This window comes from Flavobacterium sp. PLA-DH12 (assembly GCF_059511845.1).
Genome location: NZ_JCAMPD010000012.1, coordinates 50341 through 69395, shown reverse-complemented (window position 1 = coordinate 69395; position 19055 = coordinate 50341). Strand labels below are relative to the sequence as shown.

10 protein-coding genes are annotated in these 19055 nt (G+C 34.0%); 7 read left to right on the top strand and 3 right to left on the bottom strand.

Going from position 1 to position 19055, the window contains the following annotated elements:
* Nucleotides 1-6: 6 nt before the first annotated feature.
* Nucleotides 7-3117, bottom strand: a complete 3111-nt coding sequence (locus tag AC5ZCW_RS19995; protein ID WP_343544323.1) for a SusC/RagA family TonB-linked outer membrane protein — start codon at nt 3115-3117, stop codon at nt 7-9.
* Between the two features lie 524 nt (nt 3118-3641).
* Between AC5ZCW_RS19995 and AC5ZCW_RS19990 the strand changes: the two genes are divergently transcribed.
* The gene (locus tag AC5ZCW_RS19990; protein ID WP_343544324.1) at nt 3642-3809 is read left to right on the top strand and encodes a hypothetical protein; all 168 of its coding nucleotides are present in this window, start codon (nt 3642-3644) and stop codon (nt 3807-3809) included.
* A 526-nt stretch (nt 3810-4335) separates the two neighbouring features.
* The gene (locus tag AC5ZCW_RS19985; RefSeq protein WP_496121417.1) at nt 4336-7215 is read left to right on the top strand and encodes a helix-turn-helix and ligand-binding sensor domain-containing protein; all 2880 of its coding nucleotides are present in this window, start codon (nt 4336-4338) and stop codon (nt 7213-7215) included.
* A 35-nt stretch (nt 7216-7250) separates the two neighbouring features.
* Here AC5ZCW_RS19985 and AC5ZCW_RS19980 read toward each other — a convergent pair whose 3' ends face one another.
* Together AC5ZCW_RS19980 and gldJ are read right to left on the bottom strand one after the other, a co-directional pair.
* Entirely contained in the window at nt 7251-8534 is a 1284-nt protein-coding gene (locus tag AC5ZCW_RS19980; protein WP_343544326.1) for a UDP-N-acetylmuramoyl-tripeptide--D-alanyl-D-alanine ligase, read from the bottom strand.
* Between the two features lie 117 nt (nt 8535-8651).
* Entirely contained in the window at nt 8652-10322 is a 1671-nt protein-coding gene (gldJ, locus tag AC5ZCW_RS19975) for a gliding motility lipoprotein GldJ (RefSeq protein WP_343544412.1), read from the bottom strand.
* Between the two features lie 212 nt (nt 10323-10534).
* Here gldJ and porU point away from each other — a divergent pair, with 212 nt between their 5' ends.
* The 5 genes from porU (at nt 10535) to AC5ZCW_RS19950 (ending at nt 18980) form a co-directional block, all read left to right on the top strand.
* Nucleotides 10535-14368, top strand: coding sequence for a type IX secretion system sortase PorU (gene porU, locus AC5ZCW_RS19970; RefSeq protein ID WP_496121416.1), 3834 nt, complete (start codon nt 10535-10537; stop codon nt 14366-14368).
* A gap of 41 nt (nt 14369-14409) precedes the next feature.
* Nucleotides 14410-15615, top strand: a complete 1206-nt coding sequence (gene porV, locus AC5ZCW_RS19965; RefSeq protein WP_177211032.1) for a type IX secretion system outer membrane channel protein PorV — start codon at nt 14410-14412, stop codon at nt 15613-15615.
* A gap of 79 nt (nt 15616-15694) precedes the next feature.
* Nucleotides 15695-16177: a cytidine deaminase gene (cdd, locus tag AC5ZCW_RS19960; protein ID WP_496121415.1), complete on the top strand. Its 483-nt coding sequence runs from the start codon at nt 15695-15697 to the stop codon at nt 16175-16177.
* A gap of 159 nt (nt 16178-16336) precedes the next feature.
* Entirely contained in the window at nt 16337-17335 is a 999-nt protein-coding gene (pdhA, locus tag AC5ZCW_RS19955; RefSeq protein ID WP_281631067.1) for a pyruvate dehydrogenase (acetyl-transferring) E1 component subunit alpha, read from the top strand.
* 4 nt (nt 17336-17339) lie between these two features.
* Complete coding sequence (locus AC5ZCW_RS19950) at nt 17340-18980, top strand: dihydrolipoamide acetyltransferase family protein (RefSeq protein ID WP_343544329.1); 1641 nt, start codon at nt 17340-17342, stop codon at nt 18978-18980.
* The last annotated feature ends 75 nt before the right edge of the window (nt 18981-19055 follow it).

The window sequence follows — 19055 nt, the reverse complement described above, 5'->3', positions numbered from 1 at the left end:
ATTTTTTTAAAATTGAACGTTAGCTCCAAACAGAATAGATCTTGCTTGCGGATAAACTCCTTTATCTATACCAAAAACTTGGCCTCCAATTTCTGGATCAAATCCAGTATATTTTGTAAAAGTGATTAAGTTCTCTCCTGTTAGGTAAAAACGTAATTTATCTGCTCCAATTTTAGATGATAAACTAACTGGCATTGTGTATCCAAGAGTTACCACTTTTAAACGTAAGTAGTTTCCATTTTCCAAGTAAAAATCAGACATGTTTGTGTAGTTTTTATTTGGGTCATTATTTGTCAATCTTGGGTAATCGTTAGAAGTTCCTTCTCCAACCCAACGCTCTAAAGCTTTAGTTTGGTAGTTTGCATTAAGTACATCTAATCTTCTTAAACCTTGGAAAATTTTGCTTCCCGCAGCTCCTTGAGTAAATGCCATAAAATCGAAGTTTTTGTAGTCTAAGTTTACTGTGAAACCAAAAGTATATTTAGGAATATTTGTTCCTAAGAATTGTTTATCATCTTCAGTAATAGCTCCATCTCCATTTGAATCTACCCAACGGAAATCTCCAGGTCTAGCATTTGGCTGAATTAAACCTCCACTTGCATTTTTGTATGCTGCAACTTCAGCTTCATTTTGGAAAATTCCAGCTGTTTTAAATCCGTAGAATTCGTTAAATGAATGTCCAACTTGTGTTCTTGTTACAGGTCCCATAGATTGGAATGTAGCATCTCCAACAATGAAATTAGTAGATGAACCCACGTAAGTAATTTCGTTTTTCAAGTAAGCAAAGTTTGCATTAACTCCTAAATTAAAGTCTCCAAGTCTTTTCTTGTACCCTAATTCAACCTCCAAACCGCTATTGTCCATATCTGCAATGTTAGCAGAAGGTGCATCAGTTGCTCCAACATATCCAGGAATTACAACGTTTCTTAAGATTCCTTTTGTTGATTTTTTGTAATAATCAAGTGTAAGAGAAAAATCATTGAATAATTTTGCGTCAAGACCTACAGTAGTTTGAGATGTTTCTTCCCATCCTAAGTTTGCATTTGGCAAAGTAGAGTTTCCGTATCCAGTTGTAATACTTCCTGAATTTCCAATAGTATAATTGTAACCTCCTACAACTGTAGCTCTATATTTAAATTCTTCAATGTTATCATTACCTACCACTCCGTAACCTCCACGGAATTTCAAAGTATTTACCACATTGTTTTCTTTCCAGAAACCTTCTTTAGAAACTACCCATCCTAAAGAGAATGAAGGGAAAACTCCAAATTTATTGTTTTCACCAAAACGAGTTGATCCATCACGACGAACGATACCTGTAAAAAGATATTTCTCCATGTAATCGTAGTTAGCACGTAAGAACAATGAAGCTAATTTGTGCTCTACTTTATCGCTTGTTCTTGTTGTTCTATCAGTTTGAGGAATATCAAAATTCCAAGAAGCATCTTTGTAGCTTGTAATTGGAAGACCAAACATTGTTGTTCCGATAGTACTACCAATATTTTCTACATAAGCACCTTGTCCAGCTAAAACACTTACATTATGATCTCCAAATTTGTTAGCATAAGACAATGTATTTTCCAAAGTCCAAGAAAGTGCTTTTTCGTTATTTTGGTTGTAGTTATTTCTGTCAGCTTTCATGTTTGGATTTAAGAAGTTAACTGGAGTAAACATTTCATTCCCCCAGTAAGCTAACTTACCACCAAGTGTTGTTCTAAATTTTAAATGACTAGTAATGTTAGCCTCTAAATAAGCATTACCAACAAAATCGTCTGACCAGTCAAATCCTCCTAATCTAGTTTGAGTATAAGCTAGAGGATTTGTCATCTCTTGTTGTACTAGAGAAGAGATTCCGTAAGGATTTCCATTTGCATCTCTAACAACATTTGGGTTTGTGTAATAACCTGAGTTTGCTACAGCAGGATCAGTAACTACAAGTGGAGTAAGCGGATCTAAGTTAATTGCAGAGCTTAAAGGTCCACCAAACTCGTTATTTACGTTACCAATTCCTTTTGTTTTTTGGTGTGTATATCCAAAAGTCTGTCCGAAAGTAAAGTAATCAGAAATTTTGTGTGTTGAGTTTAATCGGAAATTCTTCTTTGTATAGTTAGAAATATCTGTCACAACAATACCTTGCTGATCTTGAATTCCAAAAGAAGCATAGAAAGTAGATTTTTCGCCACCACCGCTAATGCTTAATTCATGAGTGTATCTGAATGCAGAATCGTTAAAAATTGCATCTTGCCAATTTGTTCCTTTACCGAAAGCCGCTGGATTTGGATATTTAATAGCACCACCATCATTCAAAGATTTTTCATTCATAAGAGTTGCATACTGAGTCGCATTCAACATATCTAATTTTTTAGCTGGAGCTGATATACCTGCAAAACCATTATAGTTTACAGAAATTTTTCCTGATTTTCCTTTTTTAGTAGTTACTAAAATAACCCCAGTAGCAGCACGAGTACCATAGATTGCCGCAGAAGCAGCATCTTTAAGCACCTCGATAGACTCAATGTCAGATTGATTAATAAAACCAACTGCACCAGCATCTACAGCAATTCCATCAACTACCCATAATGGATCATTTCCCCCTTCTCTAAAAGTAGTTATACCTCTAATACGAACTTTAGACGCCGCACCAGGACTTCCAGAAGTTGCAGCAACAGAAACCCCTGCTACTCTACCCTGTAAAGCTTGCTCAACTCTTCCGTTTGGTACTTTTTCAAGATCAGCTGATTTTACACTTGAGATTGCACCTGTTACAACAGATTTCTTTTGAGTTCCATATCCAACAACTACAACCTCATTTAAAGATTGTGATTCTGGTTTTAATTGAATTGTAATTTTTGTTCTTCCGTTTACTGCTTCTGTTACTGTAGAGTAACCAATAAAAGTAATTGTTAATGATCCGTTTGAAGGAGCCTGAATCTGGAATTTTCCGTCAAAGTCTGACGCAGTAGATTTAGTAGTACCTTTTAATAAAACTGTTGCACCTGGAACAGGCAAACCATTTTCATCATTGATTATTCCATTTACTGTGACATCCTGAGCCACAGCTATAACCGAGAATAATAAAGATGAAATACAAAAAACAAGTAATTTTGTTAATTTCATTTTTCTAAAAATTTTGGTTAATTAATTAGTAATTTGATGCAATACTAAAACTAAATTTTTACTTTTCATATCTAAAAATCATTACAAAAACACATCAAATTGAAATTTATAATATTATAAAAACACATCAAAAAAAACATAAAAATCTAATTATCAGTATTTAAAGAAAATAAAAAATAGTACTAAAGAAAAGTTAATATTTAAAAATAACACTACACTATTGTTTTGCCTCGATATCTTGTGAAAAATTATTAAAACTACAACGTGGTAGTAGTAACCAACATCATATAAACAGCTATTTTACAAATAATTACAAGCTAAAAAACTCCTTTTTCCACAAAATCTAAAAAATAGAGAATATGATATTTTTAGCCTACTTTTTTTACATTATTAGCAATAATTTTTAACAGAAGAAAAATCTTATTTTTTATATTATTACAAGAAATAACTTATAAAATTATATATTATTAAGCATATTAAAGCCTACATTTCACCTTGTAAAATTGAAAAAAAGGCATCTTTTTATGAAAATTGCCAACTTAACCCATTTTAGAGTGAAACATTCAAAACTTGAAACTTGGTTATATCATAGGGGAGAACTTATAAAATTAGCAAAAGCAGTAAAAGACAGAAAGAAGAGAATCGCTAAAGCAATCCAAAGAATTTGTTTTAAAGTTGTAAAAAACTTGTAAAAAAGGCTATCGCAGAAAAAAAATTCACAAATGGAGCTGTGAAATTAAATCAAAAAATGGGTCGTCTAAACATCTGAGACAGGTAATCCAATTTCGTCAGTAATGATTCCATTTATCGTCACGTCCTAAGTAAAAAGCAGTAAAAACGAAACACAAAAAATAAATAATTTTGTTAATTTTATTTTTCTAAAAATTTTGGTTAATTAATTAGTAATTTGATGCAATTATAATGTTAAATTTTAATAAGTATTAGATTAAATTTATTTACAAAAACACTTCAAATTAAATTTTAATATTCTAAAAAAACACAACATTAATTTTACAATCAATTAATTTACAATGATTTAGTTTTTAAAAAAAATGTTATAAAAATGTTAATTAAAAAAAACGTATATTACATTAGTTTAACAGCAACTATTGTGTTATAAATTAGAAATAATTTAAAAAACTGGATTTATCCTGATTGATAAATCAACAATAAAAAATCAAAATAACCCATTTATATTAAAAATATATTTAAAATTTTATGAAATTCATAGTTAGACCTTTTGCACTAATTTTATTATTTTTCTTACAATTTAAAAGTTTTTCGCAGGTAAAAAATATTGGAATTCCAGATATAAAAAATTATAAAAGATCAGAGTATAAAGGTGGAACTCAAAACTGGAGTATTGATCAAGATAAAAATGGAAACATTTATTTTGCAAACAATAGCGGTTTAATTCAATTTGACGGTTCAAACTGGCATAAATATTCATTACCAAACAAATCTGAGATTAGAAGCCTAAAAATTGATGCTTTAGGAAGAATATTTGTAGGTGGAAATAATGAATTTGGGTATTTCAAAAATGATGAAAAGGGAATTTTAAAATATCATTCTCTCTACAATCTATTAAGCCCAATAGATAAAGAAAACATCAATCTTATTTGGAGAATCCATATTTTTAAAGGAGAGGTTATATTTCAATCTTTCAGCAAAGTATTTTTTCTAAAAAATGAAAAAGTTACGACTCTTACTGCTCCTCATAAATTTCAGTTTTCATTTTTGGTCAATAATCGTTTGTATTTTCAGGACAAAACTCTTGGTCTTCTTGAATACAAAAACAGAAAACTTACAGCAATAAAAGGCACTACTGTCTTTAATGACAAGGAAATCTGGTCCCTTTTTCCATTATCTAACAACAGATTATTGTATGCCACTTTAGAAAAGGGTCTTTTTGTCTCTGAAAATGATATTATCAAACCATGGGCAACGGAAGCAAACGAATTTATAAAGAAAAATACATCCTTAGGCGGATCAATCATCAAAAACAAGTTTATAATACTTAATTCTGTATTAGATGGAGCAATTATCTGCGATTTAAACGGGAAAATAATCCAACATCTAAACCGACAAAAAGGAATTCAGAACAATACAATCTTAGCTTCATTTGTTGACAAAAAAAGCAATATCTGGCTTGGGCTGGATAACGGTATCACTTTTATTAATGAAAATTCGCCTTTTTCTTATTTTGACTACAGCTACAATATAGGGACGGTCTATGCTTCGACAACTCACAACGGAAATCTTTATGTGGCTACAAATCAGGGGTTATTTTATCATCCTTGGGGAAGTTCGTTTAAAGACAGTCCGTTTACAAGAGTCGAAGGGACGATCTCGCAAGTTTGGAATATTCAAGTCATAAATAACGTATTAATTTGCGCCAGTAATAGTGGAGCCTTAATTATTGAGAACAATAGAGTATCAAAAATACTCGATAATAAAGGATATTTTGGATTCAAAAAAATACCTGACCACGAAAACTATATAATAGGCGAAAGCTATAACGGATTCTCAGTTTTTAAACGATCTGCCAGTGGATATGATTACCTGCATCAAGTAAAAGGATTTGATGAAACCACCAATAATTTTTCTATAGAAATAGATGCAAATTATTTATGGCTAAAGAAAAATCCTTTCTTATACCAAGTAAAGTTATCAGAAGATTTACAAAGGTTTGACTTCATTAAAAAACACGTAAACATTTCAGATAAATTCAAAGGAATAAATAGCCTTCAAAGCATAAATAACAAAGTCTATTTTCAAGTAAAAAATCATTTTTACAGATATTCTGTAGAACAGGAAACATTTTTTGAAGATAAAAAAATCACAAATCTATTCAACGGAATCCCAACTATCAATACCTTAATTGAAGATTCTACAGGAAACTTATGGTACGCATTCAACGAGTCCCTTGGTGTATTAGTTAAAAATAAAAACGGAACTTTCACTAAGAAACAAGCCATATTCTCCAATTTAACAGGGAATTTGGTAAACAATTACATTTCGGTGAACGCGATAGATCCTCAAAATATTTTTATCGGATTAACCGATCGTTTGGCGCATTACAACTCGACCATTCCGAACACGTTTATGACAAAACCGAAAGCTTTTATTGAAAGTTTTACGAATCCTGGAGATACTATTTTAACTGGAAATCTGACTAGTAAGCTAGAATCATACAGCATACCTTATAAATACAATCGTGTCAAATTTACTTTTGCATCACCAACGTATGAAAATCAGGAAAACGTAATGTATTCCTATAAACTAGAACCTTTTGAAGAGAACTGGCGTGGCTGGTCATCAACTGCAATAAAAGAATACACCAACTTAAGAGAGGGCAATTATGTAATGAAATTAAAAGCCAGAAATAGTTATGGCATAGAGTCAAACATTACTGAAGTTGAATTTACAGTATCTCCACCTTGGTACAGACACTTTTTGGCTTATTTATTTTACCTGATACTCATTTTACTCGGCGCTTATCTAATCTCTGTTAGAATCAAACTTAAGATTAGAAAAAACAGGTATTATGAAACTATCGAACAAAGAAGATTGTATCTTGAAAAAGAATCCAAAATCAGACATGAACAGCATGATTTAGAAAAAGAAATTGAAAAGCTGAAAAATGATAAGCTTCAAATTAAAATCTTAGCAAAAGATAAAGAATTGGTAAACAACTCTTTACAAGTAGTAAAAAAGAACAAAGTCTTAAATGGAATTATTCACAAACTGAAGGATATAGATACCGCCATATTAGATGACACCACCAAAGCAGAATTTAGCAAACTGCATAAAAGCATTGTAAAAGAAGTAAATACAGATAAAAGCTGGAAAGACCTAGAAAAACACATTAAAAACGTCCATTTTGAGTTTTTAAAGCGATTAAAAGGGCAATATCCTACCATTTCTCCTAGAGAATTAGATTTGTCGACTTATCTGTTAATGAATATGTCAACGAAAGAAATAGCCGAAATTATGAACATTTCGACAGGCGGAGTTGAATTGGCACGTTATCGTCTAAGAAAGAAATTAGGCCTAAATAAGAAAGAAAATCTAATCGGGTTTTTAATGAGTATTTAATAAAAAAAAGGCCATTCAATTGAATGGCCTTTTTTTTAAATATAATCTAATGTTCGTTCTAAGGCCATACCTCGTGAACCTTTTATTAATATTGAATTAGAATCAAATGTAAAGGTTTTTAAAAATTCAGCAAAAGCATCAAATGTTTCAAAAAACTGAATATTTTCATTCGAAATCTTATTAGCATAAAAAGATTTTCCTAATAAGAAACATTGGGCCTGTTTCTGATCAGCTAAAGAGTCGATAATAACCTTATGCTCGTAAAGACTTTCATCTCCAAGTTCGAACATATCTCCCAAAATCATGATTTTATTTTTCTTATCTAATTGAAGAAAATTAGCAATCGCGACCGCCATACTACTAGGATTGGCATTGTAAGCATCTAGAATAATCTCATTTGAACCTTTTTGCATCATTTGAGACCTATTGTTTGCAGGAATATAGTTTTCAATAGCGCTTTTTATATCGCTTTCTTTTACATCAAAATATTTTCCAATGGCTACAGCTGCATTTATATTGTTCGCGTTGTAAAGTCCGATTAAATGAGATTCTATTGTAAAATCATTATATTCAATAGCAACAAATGGATTTGCTGTAATATTTTGAATATTTAAATCTGCATTTTCTTTTTTAACCCCAAAAGTAAATGCCTTAATTCCTTTTGATTTTTCTATTTGAATAGGATCTTCTAGATTTACAAAAACTGTTTTCTGATTTGCTGAAAGATATTGATACATTTCGCTTTTACCAGCAATCACACCTTCAACTCCCCCAAAACCTTCTAAATGGGCTTTTCCGAAATTGGTTATATATCCATAATCAGGCTGTGCAATCTGACACAAAAACTCGATTTCTTTTTGATGATTGGCCCCCATTTCAACAATTCCGATTTCTGTTTCTTTTGTAAAAGAAAGCAAAGTCAACGGTACACCAATATGATTATTTAAATTACCAATGGTCGCTTTTGTTTTGAACTTTTTTGAAAGCACAACATTGATTAATTCTTTTGTCGTCGTTTTTCCGTTACTTCCTGTCAAAGCAACAATTGGAAGTCCTAAATAACTTCTATGAAATTTTGCCAATTCCTGAAGCGTTTGCAAGCTGTTTTCTACCAAGATAGTCCTGTCATCAATAAAATAAGATTCATTGTCTATAACAACAAATAAAGCTCCCAAATCTAAGGCTTCTTTGGCAAATGTATTAGCGTCAAAATTCTCTCCTTTAATGGCAAAAAACATCGAATTCTTTTCGATTTTTCTGGTATCAATAGATAGAGAACTACACTGTAAAAACAAGTTATGAATGTCTTTAATATTCATTTATATATTTTTTAATAAGTCATAAAAGTAGAAAAAAAACAATAAAAAAATTCCAAATTCCAGACTGAATATTCAGCTTTTGGAATTTGGAATTTTTATTATTAGAATTCCTAAATCTTAGTTTCTAGGAGATTTTCTTTTTTCAGATTTTGATCCTACTCTAGACATTGCACATCTGAAACCAATGTAATCAGTTGCCATATCTTGAGGGAAATATCTTCTTTGAGCTGGGTCTAACCAGTAAGCTCTGTCTCTCCAAGAACCTCCTTTGTAAACTCTTACTTTATCATCAATTAAAGTAGTACGTTTACTAGAGTTATCATACTTTCTGATCATTTTTCCTAAACTGTCAGTTGTAACATTGTGCTTAGGAGAGTTGTACATTGCCTGATCTGCTTTAGATCCAGACTCTGAATCACCAAAATCAAAATATCTTGAAGATTGTTTATCACCATCTCTGTAGTTGATATTGTCGCTTGTGCTGAAGTTTTGTCTCAAATAAGTTTCTTGTTCATCAACTGGCACTTGAGCAATTTCTCCAGGAAGGTTTCTTGCAATTACTTTACCGTTACTTAAAGTATCATACTTAATAGTAGCAGTTGTAACGATTTCAACTTTACCATCTTTACCAATTTTATTCTTAGCATACTGGTTTCCTCTGTAATAGTTGAAATCATTTGCTTCGTTATCAATAATAGGTCTGTAAACATCGGCAACCCATTCTGCAACGTTTCCTGCCATATCATAAAGACCGAAATCGTTTGGTGCATAACTTTTCACAGCATTTGTAATATCTGCTCCGTCATCTGACCAACCTGCAATTCCACCGTAATCACCGTTTCCTTGTTTAAAGTTAGCCAATTGATCACCTCTGTTTTTACGTTTGTTAGAACGTGTGTAATCTCCAGACCAAGGGTATTTCTTTTGTCCTTTGTAGATATTATATTCTCTTTGTCCAACATCAGCTGCAGCTGCATATTCCCATTCTGCTTCAGTAGGAAGTCTATATTCTGGCAAGATAATTCCTGAAGAGCGTTGTGCGTATACGTTTTTCTCTTCTTCTCCTGCTTTTGTTCTTTTTCCGCTAGGATTTTTCTTTAATACAATCTCATCGCTTGCTCCACGTGATGTACTTGGAGACATTAAATAACCTTCAGTATTAAATGCATTTTCAGCATTAACATCGGTCGTTTTAGCTCCTTTTTTAAGATATCCGTTTTTCTCTAAAACTGCTTCGTTTACACGGTCAGTTCTCCATTTGCTAAATTCAACTGCTTGAATCCAGTTAACACCAACTACAGGGTAATTAGCATAAGAAGGGTGTCTTAAATAGTTGTTAGTCATCGTTTCGTTGTATCCTAAACGATTTCTCCAAACTAATGTATCAGGAGATGCTCCTTCGTAAATATTTTTGTAATTTTCTTCTGTTGGTGGGAAAACTTTCTTTAACCACTCTAGGTATTCTAAGTACATACCGTTCGTAACTTCGGTTTCATCCATATAGAATGATTGAACGTGTTGTTGAGTTGGTGTGTTATTCCAATCGTGCATAACATCATCCTGTACTTTACCCATAGTAAACGTACCTCCTTCAACAAAAACTAAACCAGGACCAGCCTGTTGTTTTTTTCCTGCATTTCTGGCAGCAGTTCCATTCTGACTATCTACATCCCAGCCAGTAGCTCTAGAAGCGTGAGTGGAACTCGATTTTTTGCTACAACTAGCCGTGCCCAACATCAATACCATTGACATCATTAACTGCAAGACTACAATTTTGTTTACTTTCATACTCATTCTTAGGTGATAAATTTAGGTGCTGCAATATAATAATTAACATTTAATTGGCAACATCTGTTCTAATAATTTTATTTAGCTGTTTTTTACCAGAAAATAACCTTTAGTTACGAACGCAAAAATATACTTTTTATTATTACTATAACATGAAATACTATATTTTTACTTACTAATTATTTTTTAATTAAATTTCGCCTTTTTAAACGATGAAACAAACATTTCTTACCTGTCTTTTTTTAGTTCCAATTCTCCTGTTTTCCCAGTCAAATGGGACGATAACGATAGACTGGCAAAACAAAAAAGAGGTAAATTATGGCGAAAATAAAATCACAATTCCATACTTCTTAGGAAACAGTTTTCGCTTCGACATTACAAAAAAAAGCATAACATTACTGCAAAACCTTAACCTTCCTAACGTCTCAAACGGAAGCTCTGTACAAATTAACAATATCTCTTACGAACCTATTTCCAGAGCTGATTTAGGAGATTTAACACCCGAAAATATCCCCGAAAAGCTTAATGAATCGATAATAGTGACAAATGCAAGGGATCTGAGATATTCTTTCTTGTCTTTGTCTCCTATAATTAAGGAAGGAAACAGCTATAAACGTATAAAATCTTTTTCTTACTTTATCAGCAATACCACAGCGCGAACTGCATCCACTTCTTCATTTCAAAAATCGGCTGCAATTATAAATTCTGTTTTAGCTTCTGGAGATTGGTATCGATTTTACATTCAGAAATCAGGCGTTTACAAAATAGACAAATCTTTCTTGCAAAGTTTAGGATTCGACCCTTCGAAAATTGATCCCAGAAGAATAAAAATATATGGAAATGGCGGACGAATGCTTCCCCTAGCCAATAACACTTATTATCCTGATGATTTAACCGAAAACGCAATACAAATAAATGGCGAAAATGACGGTGTTTTCAACAACGAAGATTACATTCTTTTTTATGCTGAAGGCACCGATAATTGGAATTCAGAAAGCCAGACCAATTTAAATTTATACGACACCAAGTCCTATTATTATATTACAACATCTGGAGGCGACGGAAAGAGGATTCAAAACTTAAATCAACCAACAGGAAACAGCACTTTAGAGCTGAACACGTTTGATGACTATCAATACCATGAAATCGATCAAACCAACATAGTTCATCTAGGTCGTCAATGGCTTGGAGAATCTTTTGATATTAATCAAGAGCAAGAATTCTCCTTTAGTTTTCCAAACCTAGACACTTCTGTTCCCGTAAAGATAGAGATAAGTGCAGCGGCAGCATCGTTCACCACTACTTCATTTGGAATAGCAGCAAACGGACAAAATATAGGATCTATAAATTTCCCTTCTTTAATCGCGAATTCTGATACTAAATACACAACAGGAAAACTTTCAAATACTGGATTTACTGGAGCAGACAATATCAAAATAAAACTTATCTACAACAATAGCGGTGTTCCTGGCTCGAAAGGCTACTTAGATTACATCAATCTAACAGCAAAGCGACAACTTTTGGGAACAGGTAAACAATTTCAGTTTCAATATAACGCCGCTGGCTCAACAGCAGGAATTGTCAATTACAATATTGGAAATGCATCGGCGATAACTCAAATTTGGGATATTACAGACCTATATAATATATCTAAAATAGAGAATGCCAATCAGAATGCTTTTAGCTTTAAAGCTAATCTTGGCGAAGTTAGAAAATACACTACCCTTGACCCTTCCGATTATTATGTTCCATTAAAAGAGAATCAGTCAAAAATTGCCAATCAAAATTTAAAAGGAACACTTTTCAGAAACAGCCAAAATGCTTTTCAGGATATCGATTATGTTATTGTAACTCCAAAAACATTAGTCTCTCAAGCCGAAAGACTTGCGAGTTTTCATCGAACAAATTCCAATTTAAATGTAAAAGTTATTGCACTAGAGAATATCTATCAAGAATTTTCTTCTGGCAAACAAGATATTGCCGCTATTAGAAATTGTATTAAATATATTTATGACAACGCATCATCATCAGAAAAAAAAATACGCTACTTAAACTTATTTGGAGATGCTTCTTTTGATTATAAAGATCGAATTTCAAACAACACCAATATCGTACCTATATATCAATCTCTAATAAGCAATACTGTAGGCGAAGCTTCATTTGCCTCGGATGATTTTTACGGCCTTATGGATGCCAATGAAGGTGTTATCATTCCATCACTTGCCGGAATTGATATTGCAGTTGGAAGAATGTTGGTTTCAGACAATTCTCAAGCACAGGAAATGGTCAACAAAGTTTTTGAATACTATGACACAAAATCATACGGAAACTGGAGAAACAATGTTGTTTTAATTAGCGATGATTCCGACAAAGCTGGAGACCAGACCTTGCAAGCAAATCAAAATGCTCTTGCAGATCTAATAGCAACTGAAAAACCTTTTTTTAATATTGACAAAATTTTTCTAGATGCTTACACACAAGAAGCTTCAGCAGGCGGATCGCGATATCCAAAAGCAAGAGCCGATTTTTTTAATGCCTTTGAAAAAGGTGCTCTAATATTTAATTATTTAGGACACGGTGGTGAGGACGGACTAGCCAGCGAGAGAATTTGGGAGAAATCAGACGGACAAAATCTTACTAATCAATATAAATATCCGCTATTCATTACCATTACATGTGAATTTTCTCGCTTTGACGATCCAACAAGGCCTACAGCCGGAGAATATGTCTATTGGAACCCTAAAGGCGGCGCAATTTCAATGCTGACTACAGTTCGTGAAATTGGACAAACAAATGCAGAAGAGTTCAACAAAACAATCAGTAAAAACCTTCTTTCTTATGGTTCAAATCAATACAATAGTATTGCAGAATCATTAAGAATATCTAAAAACGAAAACCCAAGTTCTTCCAGCAATGTTGTTTTTTGCATTGGAGATCCAGCTTTAATGCTAGCTATTCCGAAACCGCGAATTAATCTAACAAAAGTAAATGACATTGTGATTTCGCAGGCAATTCCTGATTTAAAATCATTATCAAAAATTAAAATTTCTGGCGAAATCACAGACGAAAACAATACGCTTTTAAGCAATTATAACGGAGAATTAGCCACAGCCATTTTCGATAAATTAATTACAAACACAACCTTAAATAATGATGGTTTTAGTCCTCCAATGCAATTTAAAACTTTAGGAGAAACTATTTTTAGAGGAAATGCATCTGTTACCAATGGACAATTTGAATTCAGTTTTGTTGTCCCTAGAGACATCCGAATTCCTGTTGACTACGGTAGGATCAGCTTTTATTCGAAAAAAAATGAGGTTGCAGAAAACCAAACCGGATACAACAACACCATTAAAATTGGAGGAATTAACGAAAATGCACCTCAGGACAATATTAGTCCAAAAGTGAAGTTATATATGAACGATGAAACTTTTGTATCTGGAGGAATTACTAATGAATCGCCATTTCTTTTGGCTTTCTTAGAAGATGAAAATGGAATTAATACAGCAAGCGGAATCGGACACGATATTGTCGCTATTTTAGATGGAGACGTAAGCAATCCGTACATTTTGAATGATTATTATCAAACAAAATTGGACGATTATACCAACGGAAATCTACGTTTTCCTTTTAGAAATTTAGCTCCTGGACTGCACACCATAAGTTTTACCGCTTGGGATGTTTACAACAATCCTGTTACAAGCGAAATTCAGTTTACAGTTGTAGGAGACGATTCTCTGACACTATCGCACGTTCTTAATTATCCAAATCCTTTTTCGACTTATACCCAATTTTGGTTTTCGCACAACAGACCATACGAACCACTAGATGTACAAGTACAGGTAATGACTATTACAGGAAAAGTTGTCTGGACAAAAAACCAAACCGTTACAACAGAAGGCTTTTTATCTAGAGAAATAACATGGGACGGAAGAGATGATTTTGGCGACAGAATCGGAAAAGGAGTGTACATTTACAAACTGACTGTAAAATCTAATTTAACAAATAAAAAAGCAGAAAAATACGAAAAGCTTGTCATCCTATAATATTATATATATTTGCACTACCAAAAACACTAGTCCCATAAATGAAAAAACTATCACTTTTATTAATTTGTATTTTTAGTATTTACAATTCTAGGGCTCAGGAATCAAGACCTATTGTTACCGGAGTACCATTTTTATTAGTCGCTGCCGATGCTAGAGCAGCAGGTTTGGCAGACCAAGGTGTCGCTACTTCTGCCGACGTTTTCTCACAACAATGGAATCCTGCTAAGTATGCATTTTCTGAAGACGCACAAGGCCTTTCCATCAGTTACACCCCTTATTTAACAGATCTTGCCAATGATATTTCGTTAGGACAGATTACGTATTACAACAAAATCAACGAAAAAAGTGCCTTTGCAGGAAGTTTTCGTTATTTTGGTTTCGGAGGTATCGAATTAAGATACACTGGAGACCCAAATGAAGCTGTAAGAGAAGTAAACCCGAATGAGTTTGCCTTAGACGGATCTTACTCATTAAAATTAAGCGAAAAATTCTCGATGGCAGTTGCAGGACGTTTTATCAGCTCAAATTTAAAAGTCGCTTCAGAAGAAGTTGATGCTACATCTGCAAGATCTTTTGCAGTAGATGTGGCTGCATTTTATCAATCAGAAGAAATTGCTTATCAAGATTTCAATGGGAGATGGAGAGCAGGTATCAACTTTCAAAACATGGGACCAAAAATCAGTTATGACCATGATGATATAAGCTCAAATTTCTTACCTGCCAATTTAAGATTAGGTGGAGGATTTGATTTTATTTTTGACGATTATAACAAACTTACCTTAAGCGCAGAACTTACTAAACTTTTAGTTCCAACTCCTCCAGGCATTGGAACACCTGTAGACGTAAATGGCGATGGAGACTTTGATGATCCAGAAGACATATCACAACAAGAAGCAACCGATATTGGTTACAGAAACTATAATGATATCGGATGGTTTCAGGGAATCTTTAAATCTTTTGGAGACGCTCCAGGCGGATTTAAAGAAGAAATGAAAGAGGTAACTTACAGCATTGCCGGAGAATACATGTACCAAGATGCTTTCGCATTTCGTTTAGGATATTATCATGAAAGCCCAGAAAAAGGCGCTAAACAATTTTTCTCTTTAGGAGCAGGATTTAAATACAACATTATGAAAATTGATGTTTCATACCTATTCTCAGCTTCTAAAATAAAAAATCCTTTAGAAAACACGCTTCGTTTCTCTTTAACGTTTAACTTTGGAGACAAATACGAAACTTATTAAAGAGAACGTTTAAAATAAAAATAATTCAATCCAAATTCCGGCATTTTAGGAATTTGGATTTTTTTTCCCTTACAAACAAATGAAAGAAATCAATATAACCACTTCATTTACAATATTTGATAATTTAAATGAACTTCCAGCCGAAATTCAGGACTTAATGAATCAAGCTGTCGAAATCAGAAAAAAAGCTTACGCACCTTATTCAAAGTTTAAAGTTGGAGCAGCACTACTTTTAGACAACGGAAAAGTGATCTTAGGTTCTAACCAAGAAAATGCCGCTTATCCGTCTGGACTTTGTGCTGAACGAACTGCAATTTTTTATGCTGGAAGTGCATATCCAGAAGCTAAAATCTTAAAAATGGCAATTACAGCTGCGTCAGACACCAATCAAACTACTGCCCCTATTCCGCCATGCGGATCGTGCCGACAATCAATAGCAGAATACGAAATAAAACAAGACACCCCTATTGAAATCTATTTTATGGGAGAAATTGGTGAAATTTACAAATCATCATCCCTAAAAAATTTGCTCCCATTGATGTTCGACAAAAAGTTCTTGTAAAAAAAAGCCAAAAAGTATCGTTTTAATTTTAGTTCTTAAATGTAATGTCTTATTTTTGCATCCCGACCTTTCGGGCGCAAATTTGTGGGAGGAAACTATTTTGCGTTACAGGCACAATAATCGATAACACAAACAACTTTAGCAAAAGAAAGAATTCAGATGAAAGAAGTTACAAAAGAGGTATATTTAAAGTGGTATGAGGACATGCTACTTTGGAGAAAGTTTGAAGACAAACTTGCAGCATTATACATTCAACAAAAAGTTAGAGGTTTTCTACACCTATATAATGGTCAAGAAGCTGTATTAGCTGGCGCACTGCACGCTATGGATTTGACCAAAGACAAAATGATTACTGCTTACAGAAACCACGTTCAGCCAATTGGTATGGGAGTTGATCCTAGAAACGTAATGGCAGAACTTTTAGGAAAAGCAACAGGAACTTCTAAAGGTATGGGAGGTTCTATGCACATTTTCTCTAAAGAACACGGTTTTTACGGTGGACACGGAATTGTAGGTGCTCAAATTCCTGTAGGAGCTGGTATTGCTTTCGCAGACAAATATTTCAACACTGGCGGTGTTACTATGACTTACTTTGGTGATGGTGCTGCTAGACAAGGTTCTCTTCACGAAGCTTTCAACATGGCTATGTTATGGAAATTACCAGTTGTATTTATCGTTGAAAACAACGGTTATGCAATGGGAACTTCTGTAGAAAGAACTGCAAACCACACTGACATCTGGAAATTAGGTTTAGGTTATGAAATGCCTTGTGGGCCTGTTGACGGAATGAACCCTGTAAAAGTTGCTGAAGCAATGCACGAAGCTATCGAAAGAGCGCGTCGCGGAGACGGACCAACTTTCCTTGAAATGAAAACGTACCGCTACAGAGGACACTCTATGTCTGATGCACAATTATACCGTTCTAAAGAAGAGGTTGAAGAGTACAAAAAAATCGACCCAATTACGCAAGTTCTTGACGTAATCTTGGATCAAAAATATGCTACAGAAGCAGAAATCGAAGTAATTGACCAAAGAGTTAAAGACTTAGTTGAAGAGTGTGCGAAATTCGCTGAAGAATCTCCATACCCAGACTTACAACAACTATACGATGTAGTATACGCACAAGAAGACTATCCATTTACACCTCATAAATTATAATATCATGGCGATTAAAGTAACAATGCCTCGTTTGAGCGATACTATGACTGAAGGAACGGTAGCAACTTGGCTTAAAAAAGTAGGCGACAAAGTAAGCGAAGGTGATATCTTAGCTGAAATCGAAACAGACAAAGCAACAATGGAGTTCGAATCTTTTAACGAAGGAACTCTTTTACATATCGGAATTCAAGAAGGAGAAACTGCTCCTGTTGATTCATTATTAGCAATCATTGGTAAAGAAGGAGAAGACATTTCTGCTCTTTTAGCTGGTGGTGATGCTCCTGCTGCCGAAGCTCCAAAAGCGGATGCTCCTGCTGCTGAAGCAAAAACTGAAACTGCTGCTCCTGCAAAAGCTGCTGCTGAATTACCAAAAGGTGTTATAGTTGTAACTATGCCACGTTTGAGCGATACAATGACTGAAGGTACTGTAGCAACTTGGTTGAAAAAAGTTGGCGATACTGTAGCTGAAGGAGATATTTTAGCAGAAATTGAAACAGACAAAGCTACAATGGAGTTTGAGTCTTTCAATGCTGGAACTTTATTATACATCGGAATTCAAGAAGGAAGCACTGCTCCAGTTGACAGCTTATTAGCTATCATCGGACCTGCAGGAACTGATATTTCTGGAGTTGCTGATAACTTTACTGCTGGAGGCGCTGCAACCGCAAGTGCTCCTGCCGCAGAAGAAAAAGCTGCACCTGCTGCTGAAAAAGCACCACAAGCTGTTGCTGAAGCTTCAAATGGAGGAAGAATTTTAGCTTCTCCATTAGCTAAGAAAATTGCTTCTGACAAAGGAATCCAGTTATCTCAAGTTAAAGGTTCTGGAGAAAACGGACGTATCGTGAAAAGCGATATCGAGAACTTCACTCCATCTGCTCAAGCACAAACTGCTGCTTCTGCACCAGCTGCTAAACAAGAAGCATCTGCTCCTGCTGCACCAAAAGTTTTTGTTCCTGCTGGTGAAGTTTACACAGAAGAGATTAAAAACTCTCAAATGCGTAAAATCATTGCAAAACGTCTTTCTGAATCTTTATTCACTGCTCCTCACTACAACTTAGTGATCGAGGTAAGCATGGACGAAGCAATGCAAGCTAGAGCTGCTATCAACAGCGTTCCTGATACAAAAGTATCTTTCAACGATATGGTAATCAAAGCTTGTGCTTTAGCATTGAAAAAACACCCAAAAATCAACTCTACTTGGAAAGAAGACGCAATTATAATCAACCACCACGTAAACATTGGTGTTGCTGTAGCTGTTGAAGACGGATTAGTAGTTCCTGTATTGAAATTTACTGACGCTATGAGTTTATCTCAAATTGGCGGTTCAGTAAGAGATCTTGCTGGAAGAGCTAAAAACAAAAAACTTGGACCACAAGAAATGGAAGGAAGTACTTTTACAGTATCTAACCTTGGCATGTTTGGTATTACTGAATTCAATTCAATTATCAACCAACCAAACTCGGCTATCCTTTCTGTAGGTGCAATTGTTGAGAAACCAGTAGTTAAAAACGGCCAAATTGTAGTTGGAAACACAATGATGTTATCATTAGCTTGCGACCACAGAACAATTGACGGTGCAACTGGAGCTCAGTTCTTACAAACATTAAAACAATACATCGAAAGCCCAGTTACAATGTTGGCGTAATCGTTGTTAATTTTATAATTAAATCCCGTTTTGTTTATTCAAAACGGGATTTTTTGTTTAATTTTCATCTTCAAA

Coding starts and splice junctions, on each gene's coding strand:
- AC5ZCW_RS19995 (WP_343544323.1), bottom strand. CDS start 3,117: ATGAAATTAACAAAATTACTTGTTTTTTGTATTTCATCTTTATTATTC.
- AC5ZCW_RS19990 (WP_343544324.1), top strand. CDS start 3,642: ATGAAAATTGCCAACTTAACCCATTTTAGAGTGAAACATTCAAAACTT.
- AC5ZCW_RS19985 (WP_496121417.1), top strand. CDS start 4,336: ATGAAATTCATAGTTAGACCTTTTGCACTAATTTTATTATTTTTCTTA.
- AC5ZCW_RS19980 (WP_343544326.1), bottom strand. CDS start 8,534: ATGAATATTAAAGACATTCATAACTTGTTTTTACAGTGTAGTTCTCTA.
- gldJ (WP_343544412.1), bottom strand. CDS start 10,322: ATGAAAGTAAACAAAATTGTAGTCTTGCAGTTAATGATGTCAATGGTA.
- porU (WP_496121416.1), top strand. CDS start 10,535: ATGAAACAAACATTTCTTACCTGTCTTTTTTTAGTTCCAATTCTCCTG.
- porV (WP_177211032.1), top strand. CDS start 14,410: ATGAAAAAACTATCACTTTTATTAATTTGTATTTTTAGTATTTACAAT.
- cdd (WP_496121415.1), top strand. CDS start 15,695: ATGAAAGAAATCAATATAACCACTTCATTTACAATATTTGATAATTTA.
- pdhA (WP_281631067.1), top strand. CDS start 16,337: ATGAAAGAAGTTACAAAAGAGGTATATTTAAAGTGGTATGAGGACATG.
- AC5ZCW_RS19950 (WP_343544329.1), top strand. CDS start 17,340: ATGGCGATTAAAGTAACAATGCCTCGTTTGAGCGATACTATGACTGAA.